Raw genomic sequence first — 18,439 nt, 5'->3', positions numbered from 1 at the left:
CATTACATTTTAAAATTTTACTTATCACGTTTTAACCGATTTAAGGTTTGATTTCAAATTCCTCTAGCGTTCTCTTGAACAGGGCCGCTTTCTCTCCCAGAATTTCATCAAGAGGTAAATGTGCCTGACGAATCAGTTGTTCCAATTTTGCAGGTGCAATTTTAACGTTCAGTTGTAGATTGCCTTCATCATCATAATGTTCGGATTGAATCACATTGAGCGTATAGAGTTGGGTGCGGAATTTGCCATAAGCGGCTTTGAGTGTCAGTTCAAAGTTTTGAATTTGTCCCATCAGACATTCATGTACCGCTTGTTGTAACAACTCGATGCCTTGTCCTGTATGGGCTGAGACATATACTCGTTCTGGGCAGTTGGGCTGGCTATACACAATTTTTGCATCTTCAGCACTTTGGTCAATTTTGTTGTAAACGCGAAGTACAGGTACATCAGCCCCAATTTCTTTGAGGACTTTTTCAACTGCTTCAATTTGTTCCAACATTTCTGGACTACTCGAATCAATCACATGCAGCAACAAGGTGGCTTCTAGTGTTTCTTCTAATGTGGCTTTAAATGATTCGACTAAAGAATGAGATAGATTTCGTACAAAACCAACGGTATCTGCCAAGACTACGGTGCCAATGCCTTCCCAAGAAAGTCGACGTAAGGTCGGATCTAAGGTCGCAAATAGTTGGTCAGCCGCATACACATCGCTGTTGGCCAAGACATTAAACAGGGTGGATTTGCCTGCATTGGTATACCCAACCAAGGATACCGTAGGAACAGCAGCTTTTTGACGTGCAACGCGACCTTGTAGACGGGTTTGTCGAACTTTATCGAGTTTGGCTTTGAGTTGCCCCATGCGAATTTTTAATAAGCGACGATCCGTTTCGAGCAGGGTTTCACCAGGACCACGCAAACCGATCCCGCCTTTTTGGCTGTCTAGTGTTCCGCGACTGCGAATTAAACGGGAGGATAAGTGCTGTAATTGAGCCAATTCAACTTGTAGCTTACCTTCAAAGGTACGTGCACGCTGAGCAAAAATATCCAGAATTAATTCATTCCGATCAACCACTCGGCATTTGAGGATGTATTCGAGATTACGGGCTTGTGCAGGTGTTAATGCATGGTCAAAAATGACTAAATCAGCTTCATATTCTGCAACCAGTTCAGCAATTTCTTCGGCCTTTCCTGAACCGATAAAAAGTTTGGCATCGGGTTTAATACGCTGTGCGTGTATATGTGCCAAGATTTCAGCACCAGCCGATTGAGCCAGCAAATTGAATTCTTCGGCATCAAGATTTTCCAGCATTTGCACAGAAACACTGACCAGAATAATGCGTTCACCACCTTGATGACCTTTAAGATTTGCCACTCAGCCATTTCTCCACTTTAAAATTCTATTCTAGTGGAAAAAGGGCCGGGATGCTTGAGATTCGTTGATTTATAACGTAGCAGCGAATAATTTTGCAAACAGAATGATGGCTGCAAAATACAGAATACTAAAGCCGATGATCACTTGTAGTATATGTAACCAGTGGTGAGATGACTTGGATTTTTGAGGTGATGTATGGGTTCGCATATGTTACACCTATTTATTTTAGTGGTTATAAAATCATCATAATGAAGTTGTCATTTGAATTAAAATTGGATTTTGTAATGTTCATATTCGGTTTTTATAATCAATGCATGTGGGGAATGAACCGTATAGAATGAAGCAAAGTTCATCAAATACTCACAAGGTTTTGCTGGTTAGTCAAAATATATGAAAGAAAATTCAGCTACTCAAACGTCTTCATTGAATCCAATTTCCAAGCTGTTCTTGTATGGTCGAAAGCTCAGTTCGGGCTTAGGTGTGGTTTCGGAAGGATTTTATCTGGTTGCCCGTCATGGGTTATATAAAGACCCGAACAATGCCAATAATACTCGCTATGTTCAGTATTTTTGCCGTCAATTATGCAAGGTATTCAATCTTGACGTTGAAGTACACGGTACGATTCCGCGTGAACCTGCCTTGTGGGTCAGTAATCATATTTCTTGGCTCGATATTGCAGTATTAGGTTCTGGGGCACGCGTATTCTTTTTGGCTAAGGCTGAAATTGAAAAATGGCCTGTGTTTGGAAAACTGGCAAAAGCGGGCGGAACTTTGTTTATTAAACGCGGTTCGGGGGATTCAATTAAAATTCGCGAACAGATTACCAACTTCCTTAAACAAGATATTCCTGTGTTATTTTTTCCTGAAGCAACCACTTCCGATGGCACACGGATTAAAAAAGTACATGGGCGAATTTTGGGGGCAGCCATTGAGGCGCAGCGACCAGTTCAGGTCTGTGTGATTTGTTATGTGAATCAGCAGGGGGAGTTAGATATGGTGGCGCCGTTTATTGGTGAAACCACTTTTGCTGATCATATTAAAAAAGTGTTAGAAATGCCGAAAGTGACTGCGCATTTGTTAACTTTACCGATGATTGATACTGAAGGGCACACGGTCGAAAGTTTAACCGCAACCGTACAACGTGAAATGAACGTGGGTCTAGTGCAGTTACATCAACGAGTGTTACATTCGGTACAAGCAACGTCCAACCGTGCTTTGGTTTAAGCACAGTTGGAAACAAAGGTATTACATAAAGCCTTCTACAGGTAACCAAGAAATAAACTTAACCCCAGCTTTGTGCCACCACTTCATTTTAGGTTCTGTCGTGTACGTTTTGATATTTCCATTGGGATGCGTGAGTTGCCAATTAATTTGATTATTGGCATCTAAAACCAGTTTATAGGCATATTTGGACAAGTTCTGGTCCATGGTTTCATGTACCGCTTTAGCCAAAGGTGGACTATTTAAAATTACCCCAATTTCAGTATTGAGATACGCTGAGCGTGGATCGAAATTAAAAGAGCCAATAAATACTTGGCTTTCATCAATCGCTAACATTTTGGCATGTAAGCTAGAGTGGCTGAGTCCTCTTAAACTGATTTTGGCTTTTTGTGAAAGCTCTTCAGTATTGCGATACCAGTTTTCTTGTTCAGGGGCTGCCAGAAACTCATACATTTGCACGCCGTTTTCTAAAAGGTCTTGGCGATATTTTCCATAAAATGCATGGACTAAAGCCACGTCATTGGCAATAAAGGAATTGGTCAACACGCGAACCTGAACCCCTTTTTGCGATATTTTTCCGAGAATATCTGCCCCTTTCTTTTCAGGTACAAAATAAGCGGAAACAATATCTAAACTTGAGTTCGGCGTTTCTAAATACGAAATGAGTTGGTGATTTAAATAATCTTCTGGTGCAGCTTTGTCGCGTGTTTTATTGGGAGAGTCTTTCACGACTTTGGCTTTGACCCAGTCAAATTGAATACTATGATCCAACCATTGCTCAAAAGCTTGTGAGCGATTGGCTAAATCGAGGTAATTTTGTACCGTAGTATCGGCATAGTGTTGGTTGACTTGTTGTTTTAAACCTTCATAGCGTAAGGTGTACTTTTGTGGATCAACAATTTGATTGACTGGATAAGCATAAGCATCATTCCAGTATTCATTGAAAGATGATGCAATTTCATCTGAAGCCGTGCCGACCAACATGACATCAACATCAGAAAACTGATAATGATCACTCACATTATAGTATTGATTGCTCATATTACGTCCACCAATTAGGGCAATCTGGTTGTCGACAATAAAGCTCTTATTGTGCATGCGTCGATTGACACGTTTTAAATCCAGCAAGATATCCATCGCACGGAAGTTACGGAAACCATAAGGATTGTAGAGTTTGACATCGATATTACGGTGCTGTGCCAGTGCTAAATAAATGCCTTCCATTTTGCCTGCGTTATTGTCATCAATCAGCAGGCGGACTTTGACGCCACGATCAGCCGCCTGAATAATCTCACGCAAAGCGATTGCACCAATTTTATCGTTGTCCCAAATATAATATTGTAAATCTAACGTTTTTTCGGCACGCTCAATAAGGTGAATCCGTGCAGCCAAAGCCTCCAACGGGTCACTCAGGACATGGAAACCGGTTAAATTCGGATTTTGTTTACGTAACGGATCAATAATTTTGGCTAATGATGTATGAGAAGTGTCAATATCAAATGAATTGACGACGGGTTGTGGCGTATATTGGGGGAGAGTCGAGCAAGCAGGTAAACCGAATAATAAACTACTACAAAGTAAAACTACTGCCTTGGATGAGGTCTTCTTTTTAACGACAGACATCTGACGCTGCACGACGTGATTGTTCGGGTCTATTATACTCATCACACTATTATGATCGCTAGATTTGGTTTGAGTATAATTGTCAGCTATGAAAAGATAAATAAAAATAGAGAATTAGTAATTGGTATAGTGAGTAATGATATTGACAACAGACTCAATGATTTACGTTTTTTATGGAAGTTTCGTGTTGATTGCATTTTGGGCAATTGCACAGGCATGGCATAGCCAGTCACATACAGAAACGATCCATCCATTTAAAGCATTTGTGCATTTACTTGCGTTTTATTTGTCTTATTTACTCTGGCCTTTGGCACTATTTAGTCTTTATGCCGGCTGGAGTGGCTATTATTCGTTACATGAAGCAGGCTTTGTATTCTTGCTGAGTATCGTTTTACTTTATGCACGCTTTGTAGAGCCCCATTGTGTTCAAGTCAAAACCACACGATATCAATTGGATGTAGGAAATCGAATTCAAAAGCCTGTGAAAATAGCCTTGGTTGCTGACTTACATATCGGCTTGTTTTCAGGACATGAGCGACAGCTAAAAATAATCGTGGAGAAAATCAATCAGCAGCAGCCAGATTTGGTGGTGGTGGCAGGGGACTGGACGTATGAACCTGAAGATGCTTTGGCTGATGAATTGGCACCCTTAAAAAAAATTCAGGCACCTGTGTATTCAGTTTATGGTAATCATGATGAGCAATATCCTGGTCCGCCGATACAGGCTTTATTGAGTCATGCACTCAGTGTGAATGATGTGATTGATATTGAGGGGCAGATTGTTGAATTTGAAGAATTTCGTTTAATCGGGGTTGGCGATTTGTGGGCAGGAAAAGCCGATATGCGTTATCTGCCAGATTTACCCCAAGACAAGCCTTGGGTGATTCTCTCTCATAACCCTGACACAGTGGATATGGTTCCAAAACTTCCGAATCGTCCATTAATGTTGTCGGGGCATACCCATGGTGGACAAGTAGAGTTGCCGTGGTTAACGAATTATGTGATGAAAAAAGTCTCTATTCTGGGACATAAAAAAGGACTGTATAACCACGAACATGCAGATGTGTTTGTGACGGTAGGGACTGGAATGGTCGGTGTTCCATTTCGATTTCGCGTTCCGCCCACCATCGATATTATTGAATTGGTTTAATTTAACGCTTTAGATGCCATCTTGGTATTCGCATAAAAAAGCCCTCAAACTTTGTAAGGTTTGAGGGCTTTTTATCGTTTTAAGATTTTATCGGGTGTAATTGTGATTAAACTTGATTATTTACATCGTCATTTTTAGTTTCACGAATGGCAAGGAATGCCAGCAATGAAAGAATTGAAGCCACCGTGAGATAATAACCCACAGCATATAATCCGTAAGTTGTTGCGAGTTTGGTGGCAATCAGTGGCGCAAAAGAAGCACCGAAAATACCAGCCAAGTTAAAAGTCAAAGCAGAGCCGGTATAGCGAACTGAAGTTGGAAAAATCTCAGATAAAACTGTGCCAATGGGACCATAAGTTAAGCCCATAATGGCTAAACCTGTACACAAGAATAAGAACACCACAAAGGTGTTGCCAGATTCGAGCATGGTCGAGAAAACCAAACCAAATAATGCTGATAGTACACAGACTGCAATCGAGGTGGTTTTACGCCCAAATTTTTCTGCCAATACCGCAGAAAGTGGAATAAAAGCAGCAAAACAAAGTGTTGCGACCAATTGTAATTCTAAGAACTCAGCACGTGAATAGCCAAGTTTGGTGGTTCCCCAGTTCAATGCAAATACTGTTGTCAGGTAGAACACCACAAAAGTACAGATTGCAGCGATTGTACCCAATACCAGCATTGGCAAATGCTTGGTCATGACTTCTTTAAAAGGTACATTCACTTCTTTTTGCTTGTCGAGTACTTTTTGGAATGCAGGTGTTTCATGGAGCTGGAGACGAATCCATAAACCCACAATTACCAAAATTGCACTGGAAATAAATGGAATACGCCATCCCCACTGCATAAAGTCTTGTTCAGACATGAATGCACCCAAGGTTAGGAATGAGCCCGTTGCCAAAATAAAACCAATTGGTGCACCCAACTGTGGAAACATGCCATACCAAGCGCGTTTGCCTTCTGGAGCATTTTCTGTTGCCAATAACACGGCACCCGACCATTCACCGCCTAAACCAAGCCCTTGACCTAAACGGCAAAGTGCAAGCAGTAAAGGTGCGACAATACCAATTTGGGCATAGGTGGGTAATAAACCGATACACACCGTGGAAATTCCCATGGTAAGTAAGGCTGCGACCAAGGTGGCTTTACGACCGATCCGGTCTCCCAAATGACCAAATAGTGCGGCACCAATCGGGCGTGCAATAAAGGCAATCGCAAAGGTCGCCAGTGACTGAATAGTGGCGGTCATCGGATCTGTACTTGCAGGGAAGAACAGATGCGGAAAAATAATGACCGCTGCCGTGGCATAGATATAAAAATCGAAGAATTCGATGGTGGTACCCACCAGACTAGCGGTAAGTACACGAAATTTTGAATTAGTTGCTACTTCTATTGTAGCTGTAGTTGATGACGCCATGGATAACCTTACACTTACTAAAATTAAAAGAACTTAGTTTTAAAAGCGTAATCTTTTTAAAAAAGGCGTAATTTCTTAAAAAAACAACGGAAAATCGAACTCACATCTACTCTTTTAGGGTCACTAAAACGCGAGAGAAGTCGATTAAATCACGTACAGATAGATCGCGAGGAAGTGTGATCCCGCGCCTATCAGTACAAATACATGCCAGATCGCATGGGTATATCTTACCCGTTTTAAGGCATAAAACAATGCTCCGACTGTATAAGCCAGCCCCCCCAAAACCAGCCAAAAGAGCGCATCTGATGATAAATAACGTTGCATATCATTGACTAATAACACCGCAAGCCAACCCATAACCAAGTAGGCAATGAGCGAAACTTTCTGGAAACGATGAATGAAGATTAACTTGAAAAGTGTCCCAAGCAATGCAATCACCCAAAGTGCAATCAGTAAGTTGTGGGCTTTTTCGGTAGGAATTGCAATCGAGAGAAAAGGGGTATAAGTCCCAGCAATCAAATAATAAATGGCAGTGTGATCGAGTTTTTTTAGCCAAAAGCGTTTTTCGTAGGTTTGAGCCATGTGGTACAGGGTTGAACCTGTAAACAGCAGAATCATGCTAAAACCGTATACCCAAAGTCCAATCCATTGTCCCGTAGAGAGGTAAGATCCTTTCATGATGAGCAGAATTGTGGCGATACAGGCAAGAATTACGCCGAGCGCATGGCTCCACACATTAAACTGCTCTTCGGTTGGATGATAATCTTGCGTATGGGGAGCGGTCATAGCGGCTGCTTTTTATTAAAAATACAAATGTATAGTAATTCAATTTTGCTTTTCGTGTAAGACGCTTTAAAATTTAGTCGCAAATTTGATTAGGTTTATTGTATGTCTGACTCGACTTCTCCTTCAGCTCAGGAACAACAGTTTCTCGATGCTGTGCAGCAAGCACTTGAAACACAAAGTTTTGAGCGTTTAATCCTGAGCCAATACAAGGGGGAAATGCAACAGTTAGAAAAAATGACTTTCCGCCTGATTGAGCTACAACAGCAACCTGTCTTGAATGTTTTATATCGGCATAAAACCCAAGATGTCACCAAAAACTACCCAATATCAGATGCCATGCAAATCATTGCGGAGCATTTGGCCTGTTGTAAGCAAGGTAATTTGTTTGCATCGACTCAAGATGTACAACTCAAGCGCAACAAGAAAAAAGATTTACTGACCATTACTCAGAAAACAGCGGTGGCAAAAAATGAAGCTCGTGCAGCCCAAGCGCATGATCGGAGCAAACATCGTTTTGTAGAGCAAGAAAGTGTGTTTTTGCAGCATTTAAGTATTACCGATGCTCAAGGCCAGATTATTCCCAGCATGGCGCGTAAATGGAAACAGATTAATAAATTCGTGGAAATTTTTTCGGGGGCTTTGACGCAACTTCCAAATCAAGATCAGGCGTTGCATGTGGTTGATTTTGGTTCGGGTAAAGGCTATTTGACCTTTGCTTTATATGATTATTTGGCAAAACAGCAGCAGGTTCCATTTGTAACAGGCGTGGAATTGAATGAAAAGATGGTAGAGTTTTGCCAACACGTGGCAGAGGCTTCAAGCTTTAAGCAACTGGATTTTTTCCAAGGTGATGTCCGAACTTATCAGCCTGAACGTTTAGATGTGATGATTGCACTGCATGCTTGTGATGTGGCAACTGATTTTGCTATTCATACGGGGATTCGCTTAAATGCACAGATGATTATGTGTGCGCCGTGTTGCCATAAGGAATTACGTCCTCAACTGAAAAGCCCAGAAGTATTGAAGCCGATGTTGCACTTTGGTATTCACGCGGGGCAACAGGCAGAAATGCTGACTGATACCATTCGCGCATTACTGTTAAAAGCCTATGGTTATGAAACCAAGGTCTTTGAATTTGTTGCTTTAGAACATACCAGCAAAAATAAGATGATTTTAGCCACCAAACGTGCCGATTTTGTTGCACCTGACGCTACGGTATTGGCGCAAATTGAGGCTTTAAAAAATATGTATGGCATTCAAAAACATTCCTTGGAATTATTGCTCAATAACCAATGGGATCAACGTGATATTGGTGCTAAGTGCTAAGTGCTAAGTAGCAAGATTCAAAAGGAATTCGACATGACACTACAGATTCACACAGGGACTTGGGTTGAATTGCAAACAGATGCAAAGCCCATTCGTGAGCAAGTGTTTATTCAGGAACAACATATTGCTGCGGCAGATGAGTGGGATGCACAGGATGAGGTTTCCCAGCATTTTGTGGTATTTGATGGGGAACATGCCATTGCGACAGCACGCTTATTGCCAAATCACAGTATTGGGCGTGTTGCCGTATTGGCATCGCATCGTGGACAAGGGATTGGCAAGCTTTTGATGTTGCAAATTATTCAGCAAGCGCAGCAGCAGCAACGTCCTTTATTGCAGCTTTCCTCTCAGGTGCATGCCATGTCTTTTTACCAAAATTTAGGCTTTCAAGCGCATGGAGAAGCGTATATAGATTGTGGGATTCCACATATTGATATGCAAATGTCCTTGCTTGCACAGAGCTAAACGTCCTAAATTTTAGGCATAAAAAAGCCATCTTCTGAGAGATGGCTTTGGGATTTAATGCCCGTTGTGTGCTGTAGATGCCGAGGACTCAGTCATCGCAGCATGCTCTTCGGCACTCATGTCCATAGTGTGCTCTGCTGCGGCACTGCTGGCTTGGGCAGCACGAGCTTCGCGTTGTTTACCTGGCATATAGTCAGGTTCGTTCTGCATGGCTAAATAAAACACCACTAGAAAAATAATACTAAGAATTGTGGCAATAATCAGGGCCTTCCAACCCCATGGAGATTTTTCAGGAGAAGTGTTGTCTGACATAACAAATAACCCAATGGATAAAAAAGAAACTATTAAAAATTATGTAACTTTATAACATAAAATGGGATGGATGCAGACTAAATTTTATAAAAAGCTTAAGTGTTCTTGCTGAGGGACGAGGGTGAAAAGATTTGGAGGAAATGTCCTCCAAATCAAATTTTGCGTATAGAAAATTTATTGAATAATTTCTTTCTTCTGCGCTTTGTCTTTTAACAATTGTGGTGGATTGAAACGTTCACCATATTTAGCAGCCAATTCTTCTGAACGTTGTAGTGATTTTTCAATCCCGTTTTGATTTAGGAATTGAATTGCACCACCCGTCCAAGGCGCATAACCAATCCCAAAGATAGAACCGACATTGGCATCAATTACTGATTCTAGAACACCTTCTTCATAGCAGCGTAAAGTATCCAGCGCTTGAACAAACAAGAAGCGATCAATCATATCTTGTTCAGAAATATCATTCGCTTTCGTCCAACGGCTGAGTCCATCCCACAAATGCTTTTTGCCATTTTCAGGATAGTCATAGAAGCCTGCACCTGCTGCTTTTCCTTTACGATTCAGCTCGTGAATCATGCTGTGAACCACTTCATCTACAGGAGTTTTCGGTAGGTCTTTCCCTTCAGCTTGCAGTGCTTTGCGCGTTTCGCTTGCAACATGCTCAGTGAGAGTCAAAGATACTTCATCCTGAATCGCAAGAGGACCCACAGGCATACCGGCTTTGAGTGCCGCCATTTCGATTTTCGCTGGATGCACGCCTTCAGCAAGTAAACGCATACCTTCTTGAATGAATGTACCAAACACACGACTGGTAAAGAAACCACGACTGTCATTCACTACGATTGGTGTTTTCGCAATTTGTTGTACAAAGTCATAAGCTTTAGCTAATGTTTCCGCAGAAGTTTCTTTACCTTTGATGATTTCGACCAATTGCATTTTGTCTACAGGGCTGAAGAAATGTAAGCCAATAAAGTTTTTGGCATCTTTACTTGCTGTTGCCAGACCTGTGATTGGTAAGGTAGAAGTGTTCGATGCAAAGATTCCACCTTCAACTAAATACTGTTCAGCTTCTTGAGTCACCTTGGCTTTGAGTTGTTGATTCTCAAATACCGCTTCAATGATTAAGTCACAACCTTGTAGATCTGCTGCATCAGCGGTAGCAGTAATCCGCGCTAAGACTTGGTCACGCTTTTCTGCTGTCATACGACCTTGTGAAACACGTTTATCAAGTAGCTTTTGCGAATAAGCTTTGCCTTTTTCTGCATTTTCTACAGACACATCTTTGAGTACTACAGGAATGCCTTTGATTGCGGTTGAGTAGGCAATCCCTGCACCCATCATACCTGCACCTAAAACACCGACTTTCTTCGCTTGCCATTTAGCAACATCCGCAGGGCGGCTCGCACCAGATTTAATTGCATTCAAACCATGCCAGAACGTACCAATCATATTCTTCGACACTTGACCGACAGTCAGTTGTGTAAAGTAACGTGATTCAATACGAAGCGCGGTATCTACATCGACTTGTGCACCTTCAACTGCCGCAGCCATAATCGCTTCAGGAGCAGGATAACAGCCTTTAGTTTTGTCACGAAGCATGGCAGGGGCAATTGCAAGCACTTGCGCTACCGCAGGCGTTTTAGGATCACCACCTGGGATTTTGTAGCCTTTTACATCAAACGGTTGCTGACTTTTTGGATTGGCTTTGACCCAAGCCATTGCTTTTTCTAACAGCTCTTGTTCATTCTCTGCCGTGTCATGTACCAAGCCGAGAGATTTTGCTTTATCGACACCAAATTGCTTACCTTCCATGAGGAACGGGAATGCATTTTGTAAGCCGAGCAGACGCACCATACGCACGATACCACCGCCACCAGGAAGTAGACCTAAAGTCACTTCAGGTAAACCAAATTTAGTTTTTGGATCATTGATGGCAATACGATAATGACAACCTAACGCGATTTCCCAGCCACCGCCAAGCGCAGTACCGTTTAAAGCTGCAACAACAGGCACACCTAAAGTTTCGATTGTGTGTAAGTCACCTTTGAGTTTTTCAATCATCTTGAAAAATTCTGTGGCGTGTTCGGGTTGCACCTGAATCAGCTCATCTAAGTCACCGCCAGCAAAGAAGGTTTTCTTAGCTGAACGGAAAATAATACCTTTCAGATCAGTTTCAGCTTTGAGCTTTTGACTGACGTCATTGAGTGAATCACGGAATTCTGCATTCATGGTGTTGGCAGATTGACCCGATGAATCAAGGGTAAGAATTACAATATTGTCAGCGTTTTTTTCGTATTTAATCGCGCTCATACATCATCGTCCAATATTTTATGGGCTTAATCGTAAGTGACCTGCATAAGTAAATATAAGCATCGCAGCGTCTTGTTAAGCTCTCATCTAGTTTCAGGATAAACCTTCGGTTCGACCTACTTTTGTTTCGGCAAAAGTAGGCAAAACCATTGTCATTCGCAAAACCTGAGGTACGAATAGCAAAGATTAATAATCTTTGCCGTACCGCAAGGCGAAAGCTATGCTTGAGCATAAACTACGCACTTTGTTTGTCTTGTGCTGATCCAAAGCTTTAGCCGCTTTGGTTTGCTCAGGTTGCGAATGACGTTTCCGAGTCTCATATTTCAGGGAGGTGTTGAGTGCTTTACACCAACTCAATAATAGTCGCGATACCCATACCACCACCCACACATAATGTTGCTAGACCACGTTTTTTACCTTGACGCTCTAATTCATCTAGCAAAGTTCCTAGAATCATGGCACCAGTTGCACCCAATGGATGTCCCATCGCAATTGCACCACCATTGACATTGACTTTCTCAGCAGGAACTTTGAGTTCTGTAATAAAACGCATGACCACCGCTGCAAAAGCTTCGTTTACTTCAAATAGATCAATGTCGTCGATACTCAAGCCTGCTTTTTCTAATGCTTTACGGGCAGCAGGGGCAGGACCAGTCAACATGATGGTTGGATCTGTACCGACTAATGCAGTTGCAAGTACCTTGGCACGTGGTTTCAAACCTTGTTCTTTCACTGCTTTTTCAGAAGCAAGCAATACCACCGCAGCACCATCAACGATACCTGATGAGTTACCTGCATGATGCACATGGTTAATTTTTTGAGCTTCTGGATATTTTTGTAAGGCAACCGCATCGAAGCCCATTTGTCCCATCATTTCAAAGCTGGCATTCAGTTTTGCCAAGCCTTCAACGGTGGTATTGCCTTTAATAAATTCATCTTTTTCTAAAATCATCACCCCTGAATGATCTTTCACAGGCACCACAGATTTATCGAAGTGGCCATTTGCTTGAGCAGCAGCAGCTTTTTGTTGTGAACTGACTGCAAAGGCGTCTACATCTGCACGGCTATAGCCATCTAGAGTCGCAATTAAATCTGCACCTATACCTTGTGGAACAAAAGAAGATTTTAAGTTGGTTTCAGGATCAAGTGCCCAAGGCCCACCATCAGAACCCATTGGAACGCGTGACATGGATTCCACACCGCCAGCAACAACAACATCTTCCCAACCTGAGCGGACTTTTTGTGCAGCTAAATTGACAGCTTCTAAACCAGAAGCACAGAAACGGTTTATTTGCACACCTGCAACATCATCATTCCAACCTGCGGAAATCGCTGCTGTTTTGGCAATATCCCCACCTTGATCACCAATTGGTGTCACACAACCGAGAACGATATCATCGACTTTAGACGTATCGAGTTGATGGCGTTGTTGTAATTCATTCAATAATGTTGTGAGTAAAGTAATTGGTTTTACTTCATGTAATGAGCCATCTTTTTTCCCTTTTCCGCGTGGCGTGCGTATTGCATCAATAATGTAAGCCTCGCTCATCTCGTTATTCCTTGTATTTTGTTTATGACTTTTGCTTTTTGAGTGTAATGCTTAATTGCAGAAGCGCAATGACAAGAGTGACACAGGGAACATGATAGTTTTGGTCAGTTGGCGTGTAAAAATATAAACTTGATCAAGATCGGGCATCATGAGTAAACTGTTCAACCATAAGAAAATAATCTATTTAGATGAAATTTATTAATATTGTTGGCACAACCGCTTCTGGTAAAACCACATTTTCTAGACAGTTAGCGCAGAAATTAGATTTAGTTCATATTGAAATGGACGATTTATTTTGGCTAGATAATTGGCAAGAGCCAACGGATGAGGTGTTTTTCGAAAAATTAAAAAACAAAATGGATAGTACTGCGAGTGGTTGGGTATTAGATGGTAATTATACTCGTACTATGTCGTTGAAATTGGTGAAAATAGATACCATAGTTTGGTTGGATTACTCCTTTTCTAGAAATTTTTTTCACTTAACGAAACGGAGTTTATTCAATCTTATGAGCCAAAGAAAATTATGGAAAAACTCTAATAATCGAGAGAGTTTAAAGCTATTGTTTTCTAAACAATCGATTTTTATTTGGCTGATTCAGCAATATCCTAGAAATAAAAGAAAATATCAAATGATGATGCAGAATCCCGCTTATCAACATATTCAATTTATTCGTTTAACTTCACCGAAACAAGCAGCAGAATTTTTACAGAAAATTAAGAGCATATAATGATGCATATTCCAGCAAAGGCGCTTTGTATTTTTCGATATCAAGATAAAGTTTTGCTTTCTCATGGACATGACCCTAGCAAAAATGAAAATTATTTGAGACCGATAGGAGGCACTATTGAATTTGGAGAAACTTCCTTAGAAGCAGTTAAACGAGAAGTTTTAGAGGAAATAAATCAGCAGATTATTCATACAAAACTGTTAGGTGTTCTTGAAAATTTATTTACTTTTGATGGTCAAGCAGGGCATGAAATCGTTTTTGTTTATGAGGCTGAATTTTTTGATGAAACTTTGTATAGCCAAGTAGAAATAAAGGGGTGCGAGACAAATGGTTCAACTTATATCGCTGAATGGGTTAATACACAGTTATTGGCGTCAGGTCAGTATCCTGTTTATCCCAAGGGCATAGCGCAGTGGCTGTGCAAAAAATAGACAGCTTATATAAGCTGTCTATTCAAAAAATTATGGCTTAAAGATAACCATGTAATTGACGGTATAAACCTGGGGTTACGCCCGTCCATTTCTTAAATGCGCGGTGGAAAGTACTGGTTTCACTGAAACCAACCTGCTGTGCAACATCTTCCAAAGTTAAATTTGGATTGAGTAACAAGTGAATCGCGGCATCACGACGTAAGGCATCTTTCACACCTTGATAGCTTTTACCTTCTGCAGCTAAACGACGACGTAAAGTTTGAGGTGAAAGATATAACATTGAAGCTACATCGTTTAGCGTTGGCATTTCTTCGCCAATTTGGCTCTTCAACACTTCACGAATACGAGAGGTGAGAGAATTGGTGTTTTTGAACTTGACCAGTAGCTGTGCAGGTGCTGCTTTTAAGAATTCTTCTAGGGTTTCTTCGTTTTGACGAATCGGTAAGTCTAAATAATCCGCAGCAAAGGTGATTTCGGTACGTGGCATGTCAAACTGCATCACGGGTGCGAAAAACAGAGCATCATATTCATCTGCATGGGCAGGGCGTGGGTAGCCAAAATGTACGCGCTCTAAAGGTAAGCGACGTTCAATGAGCCAAGAGGCTAAACCGTGCCAAATCATTAACATGCTTTCAGTAATAAAATGATTTGGATCCATTCCAATTGGAATGAGTGGAACTAAGCGGGCTTCATGCTTATCACGTTCTAAAGAAACACACCATTCATCGCCGAACAATTTATAAAATTGCGTCGATAATTCAAGTGCATCACCTAAGGTTTTTGCGTGGATGATCAGTTGGCACATAATGGCAAAGGTGCCCAAACGACGAGGTTGGGTATCGAAACCAATATGTTCATCCTGAGTCACCATCCATAACATTTTCACAAAACGTGTGTATTGTTCTGGAGAAATTCGAGCTTTAGGCTGACGTAGCAGTTCGGCTTCAATTCCGACGTGCGAAAGTAAGGTTTCGACATCCATGCCGAGGCGTTTTACGCCAGTCAAAGCCGCATTGACAAAATGGATACTGATTGTATCGCGGCTCATGTTTAATCCTTCAGTCTCTTTTGTATTCACTTGCGTATGACCTAAATGACGCTAAAAAAGTTTTTATAGGCAATTTACAATAGGTAAATTTGCCTTTCTACATGGTAAATTGCCGAAATGATCAAGGTAAATGGCTGAACATGACATTGTTTTGTTGATTTTATATTTCTAAGATACATGAAAATACAATAGTCCAAGAGTAAAAAGAACATGCAACATGCTTTACAGGGATTGAAAGTACTGGATTTTTCAACATTATTACCCGGTCCATTTGCCACTTTATATTTAGCAGATTTGGGGGCAGAAGTGATTCATGTTGAATCACCCACGCGACCAGATTTGATTCGTCTTTTTCCACCTTATGCACATGGACAGGCGACTGCACATCTTTATTTGAATCGAAATAAACAATCCGTGGCTCTGGATTTAAAAGATCCACAAAACATCGCTGCGATTAAGGAAAAGATTAGCCAATACGATATTGTCGTAGAGCAATTTCGCCCGGGTGTCATGCAACGACTGGGATTGGACTATGCCACTTTAGCGGAAATTAATCCGCGATTGATTTATTGCTCGATTACAGGCTATGGTCAAACGGGGAGTTATAAAGATAAGGCAGGGCATGATATTAACTATTTAGCCTTATCGGGGATTGCGGGGCATAGTGGTCGTACCCAGAGTGGACCACCACCTTTAGGTATTCAAGTCGCGGACATTGCAGGTGGTTCTTTACATGCGGTGATTGGCATTTTAACGGCTGTGATTGAGCGTACTCAAAGTGGAAAAGGGCAGTATATTGATATTTCCATGACCGATTGTGTTGTGGCGTTAAACAGTATGGCCGCCGCCGCCGCATTGGCAGGAAATATCACCCCGCAGCCAGAATCAGGCATTTTAAATGGTGCTAGCTTCTATGATTACTATGAAACACAAGATGGGCGTTATCTTTCAATTGGCAGTTTAGAGCCACAATTTATGTCGGGTTTGGCTCGGTTGTTAGAATTGCCAGTTTTATTAGAGAAAGGTGCTTCACTACAGTCGGAAGATTGCCTTAAGGTCAAACATGCTCTACAGGAAAAAATTAAAACCCGTTCCTTGTTAGAGTGGCAGCAACTGTTTTCGACCCAAGATGTCTGTGTAGAACCTGTTTTAAAGTTAGATGAAGCTTTGCATTCAGATTTGGCGCAACAACGGCATTGGGTAGTCCACGTTCCACTGCATGAACATTCCACCGAAACCCAAGCGCAGTTGGCATGCCCAATCAAATTTTCTCGTTCAGCAATGCGCTATGACTTTATGGGGCAAGTATTAGGTACAGGCACTTGGTAGCCTGTACTTTTGTAAATTTTACTCTATATCAGTAGCTTAACAAAAAACGACAAAAAGATTATATTTTAACCATAAAAAACAGGCGTAACCTGATAGGAATAAAAAAATTATAAAAGGTTGCAGGTATGCAAAAGCTCCGAATCTCAAGGGGATTGCTCACGTTGTGTTTAATGGGTTTGAGTGTAAATTCATGGACGTATGCCCAGTCGGCTTTTGCTGTCGATAGTCCTTGGATGTTTGGAGATTGGAATGGCACTCGAACTGAATTAGAAACCAAGGGTTATCGCTTTAATTTGGGCTATACAGGAGAAATGGCAACTTTACTGGACGCGAAAAAGCATTCGAGTCACGGTACTGAATATGCCGATCAGTTCGTGTTGGGGAGTCATTTCGACTTAGACAAAATACTGGGATGGCAAGACACTGAAGCACAAATTATTATTACTGAACGGAATGGACATTCTTTATCACAAACGTCGGATGCCTTAAATGGGCATTTAAGTTCAACCCAAGAAGTATGGGGACGTGGGCAAACGTGGCGTTTGACCAATTTTTGGATTAAGAAAAAATTTCTCAATCAACAGTTAGATCTTAAAGTCGGACGTTTTGGTGAAGGGGAAGATTTTAATAGTTTTGATTGTGATTTTCAGAACTTGGCTTTATGTGGCTCTCAAGTTGGCAATTGGGTGGGGGATCAATGGTTTAATTGGCCCGTCAGTCAATGGGCAGCCAGACTGAAATATCAATTTTCCCCTGAAGTCTTTAGCCAAATTGGGGTATATGAATATAACCCTGAGAACTTAAAGCGTAGTCAGGGCTTTAATTTAAGTACTTCGGGTGCCGATGGCGTCATTGTACCTATAGAGATGGTCTGGCAGCCGAAAATTGGTATGCAAGGCAAAACAGGTGAATATCGACTGGGCTATTACTACAGCAGCGCGGATGCCATTGAAATTCAAAATCCCAGTGCAACATCACATAAGCAAGGCATGTGGATTGTGGCAAAACAACAATTGTTGCAACACGCTCAAGATCCGCAGCGCGGACTTACAGGATTTATAAACCTGACTGTGCATGATGATAAAACCAACAATGTCGACACTATGCAAAATATTGGTTTGATCTATACAGGTGTGTTGGATATGCGCCCGCAAGATGAAATTGCCTTGGGATTTGCCCGAATCCATCTAAATGATGACTTAAATACGGGGCAAGATGAAGAATACAATACCGAACTGTATTACGGGGTACATGCCACCAATTGGTTAACGATCCGTCCAAATCTTCAATATATCCGACATGTGGGTGCGGATAAAAATGGAGAAAATGTTTGGGTCGGTGGGATTAAGTTTCAAACCGCATTTTAACGATG

At 41.5% G+C, this 18,439-nt stretch carries 16 protein-coding genes; 8 read left to right on the top strand and 8 right to left on the bottom strand.

Translation table 11 applies throughout. From position 1 onward, the window contains the following. Positions 1 to 40: 40 nt before the first annotated feature. A complete protein-coding gene (hflX, locus tag M5E07_RS13235; RefSeq protein ID WP_434087815.1) occupies positions 41 to 1,309 on the bottom strand; it encodes a ribosome rescue GTPase HflX in 1,269 nt (422 codons plus the stop codon). Between the two features lie 453 nt (positions 1,310 to 1,762). Between hflX and M5E07_RS13230 the strand changes: the two genes are divergently transcribed. After that, positions 1,763 to 2,596 carry a lysophospholipid acyltransferase family protein gene (locus tag M5E07_RS13230; protein WP_252219878.1) on the top strand — a complete coding sequence of 278 codons (834 nt, stop codon included), beginning with the start codon at positions 1,763 to 1,765 and terminating at the stop codon, positions 2,594 to 2,596. A 21-nt stretch (positions 2,597 to 2,617) separates the two neighbouring features. Here M5E07_RS13230 and M5E07_RS13225 read toward each other — a convergent pair whose 3' ends face one another. After that, on the bottom strand, positions 2,618 to 4,216 hold the full coding sequence (locus M5E07_RS13225; RefSeq protein ID WP_252219875.1) for a phospholipase D family protein: 1,599 nt from the start codon (positions 4,214 to 4,216) through the stop codon (positions 2,618 to 2,620). Positions 4,217 to 4,352: 136 nt separating this feature from the next. On the opposite strand from M5E07_RS13225, the gene M5E07_RS13220 reads away from it, so the two are divergent. Further along, a complete protein-coding gene (locus M5E07_RS13220) occupies positions 4,353 to 5,366 on the top strand; it encodes a metallophosphoesterase (protein WP_434087785.1) in 1,014 nt (337 codons plus the stop codon). Positions 5,367 to 5,472: 106 nt separating this feature from the next. Here the strand turns inward: M5E07_RS13220 and M5E07_RS13215 are convergent, their stop codons facing one another. Both M5E07_RS13215 and trhA read right to left on the bottom strand, forming a co-directional pair. Next, positions 5,473 to 6,783 carry an MFS transporter gene (locus M5E07_RS13215; RefSeq protein ID WP_252219872.1) on the bottom strand — a complete coding sequence of 437 codons (1,311 nt, stop codon included), beginning with the start codon at positions 6,781 to 6,783 and terminating at the stop codon, positions 5,473 to 5,475. A gap of 144 nt (positions 6,784 to 6,927) precedes the next feature. Then, positions 6,928 to 7,569, bottom strand: coding sequence for a PAQR family membrane homeostasis protein TrhA (trhA, locus tag M5E07_RS13210; protein WP_252219869.1), 642 nt, complete (start codon positions 7,567 to 7,569; stop codon positions 6,928 to 6,930). A gap of 102 nt (positions 7,570 to 7,671) precedes the next feature. On the opposite strand from trhA, the gene M5E07_RS13205 reads away from it, so the two are divergent. Continuing rightward, positions 7,672 to 8,895 (top strand): class I SAM-dependent methyltransferase, encoded by a 1,224-nt coding sequence (locus tag M5E07_RS13205; RefSeq protein WP_252219867.1) that lies wholly within the window; start codon positions 7,672 to 7,674, stop codon positions 8,893 to 8,895. 33 nt (positions 8,896 to 8,928) lie between these two features. Continuing rightward, the gene (locus M5E07_RS13200) at positions 8,929 to 9,360 is read left to right on the top strand and encodes a GNAT family N-acetyltransferase (protein ID WP_252219865.1); all 432 of its coding nucleotides are present in this window, start codon (positions 8,929 to 8,931) and stop codon (positions 9,358 to 9,360) included. 54 nt (positions 9,361 to 9,414) lie between these two features. Here the strand turns inward: M5E07_RS13200 and M5E07_RS13195 are convergent, their stop codons facing one another. The 3 genes from M5E07_RS13195 to M5E07_RS13185 form a co-directional block, all read right to left on the bottom strand. Further along, entirely contained in the window at positions 9,415 to 9,672 is a 258-nt protein-coding gene (locus tag M5E07_RS13195) for a hypothetical protein (RefSeq protein WP_116759974.1), read from the bottom strand. Positions 9,673 to 9,846: 174 nt separating this feature from the next. Next, positions 9,847 to 11,982 (bottom strand): 3-hydroxyacyl-CoA dehydrogenase NAD-binding domain-containing protein, encoded by a 2,136-nt coding sequence (locus M5E07_RS13190; protein ID WP_252219862.1) that lies wholly within the window; start codon positions 11,980 to 11,982, stop codon positions 9,847 to 9,849. Positions 11,983 to 12,325: 343 nt separating this feature from the next. Then, on the bottom strand, positions 12,326 to 13,531 hold the full coding sequence (locus M5E07_RS13185) for an acetyl-CoA C-acetyltransferase (protein WP_252219859.1): 1,206 nt from the start codon (positions 13,529 to 13,531) through the stop codon (positions 12,326 to 12,328). Positions 13,532 to 13,719: 188 nt separating this feature from the next. On the opposite strand from M5E07_RS13185, the gene M5E07_RS13180 reads away from it, so the two are divergent. Both M5E07_RS13180 and M5E07_RS13175 read left to right on the top strand, forming a co-directional pair. Beyond that, the gene (locus tag M5E07_RS13180; protein ID WP_252219856.1) at positions 13,720 to 14,259 is read left to right on the top strand and encodes a P-loop NTPase family protein; all 540 of its coding nucleotides are present in this window, start codon (positions 13,720 to 13,722) and stop codon (positions 14,257 to 14,259) included. Then, on the top strand, positions 14,259 to 14,690 hold the full coding sequence (locus M5E07_RS13175; protein WP_252219853.1) for an NUDIX hydrolase: 432 nt from the start codon (positions 14,259 to 14,261) through the stop codon (positions 14,688 to 14,690). Before M5E07_RS13180 ends, M5E07_RS13175 begins: the two co-directional genes overlap by 1 nt. A gap of 37 nt (positions 14,691 to 14,727) precedes the next feature. Here the strand turns inward: M5E07_RS13175 and M5E07_RS13170 are convergent, their stop codons facing one another. After that, a complete protein-coding gene (locus M5E07_RS13170) occupies positions 14,728 to 15,738 on the bottom strand; it encodes an AraC family transcriptional regulator (protein ID WP_116759984.1) in 1,011 nt (336 codons plus the stop codon). 210 nt (positions 15,739 to 15,948) lie between these two features. Here M5E07_RS13170 and M5E07_RS13165 point away from each other — a divergent pair, with 210 nt between their 5' ends. Then, positions 15,949 to 17,067 carry a CaiB/BaiF CoA transferase family protein gene (locus tag M5E07_RS13165; RefSeq protein ID WP_116759986.1) on the top strand — a complete coding sequence of 373 codons (1,119 nt, stop codon included), beginning with the start codon at positions 15,949 to 15,951 and terminating at the stop codon, positions 17,065 to 17,067. 125 nt (positions 17,068 to 17,192) lie between these two features. After that, on the top strand, positions 17,193 to 18,434 hold the full coding sequence (locus M5E07_RS13160) for a carbohydrate porin (RefSeq protein ID WP_116759988.1): 1,242 nt from the start codon (positions 17,193 to 17,195) through the stop codon (positions 18,432 to 18,434). Positions 18,435 to 18,439 lie beyond the last annotated feature (5 nt).

This window comes from Acinetobacter tibetensis, assembly GCF_023824315.1.
In the GTDB taxonomy this organism is placed as follows: domain Bacteria; phylum Pseudomonadota; class Gammaproteobacteria; order Pseudomonadales; family Moraxellaceae; genus Acinetobacter; species Acinetobacter tibetensis.
Note: the sequence above shows the minus strand (reverse complement) of the source record. Positions and strands in the feature narration are given on the sequence as shown.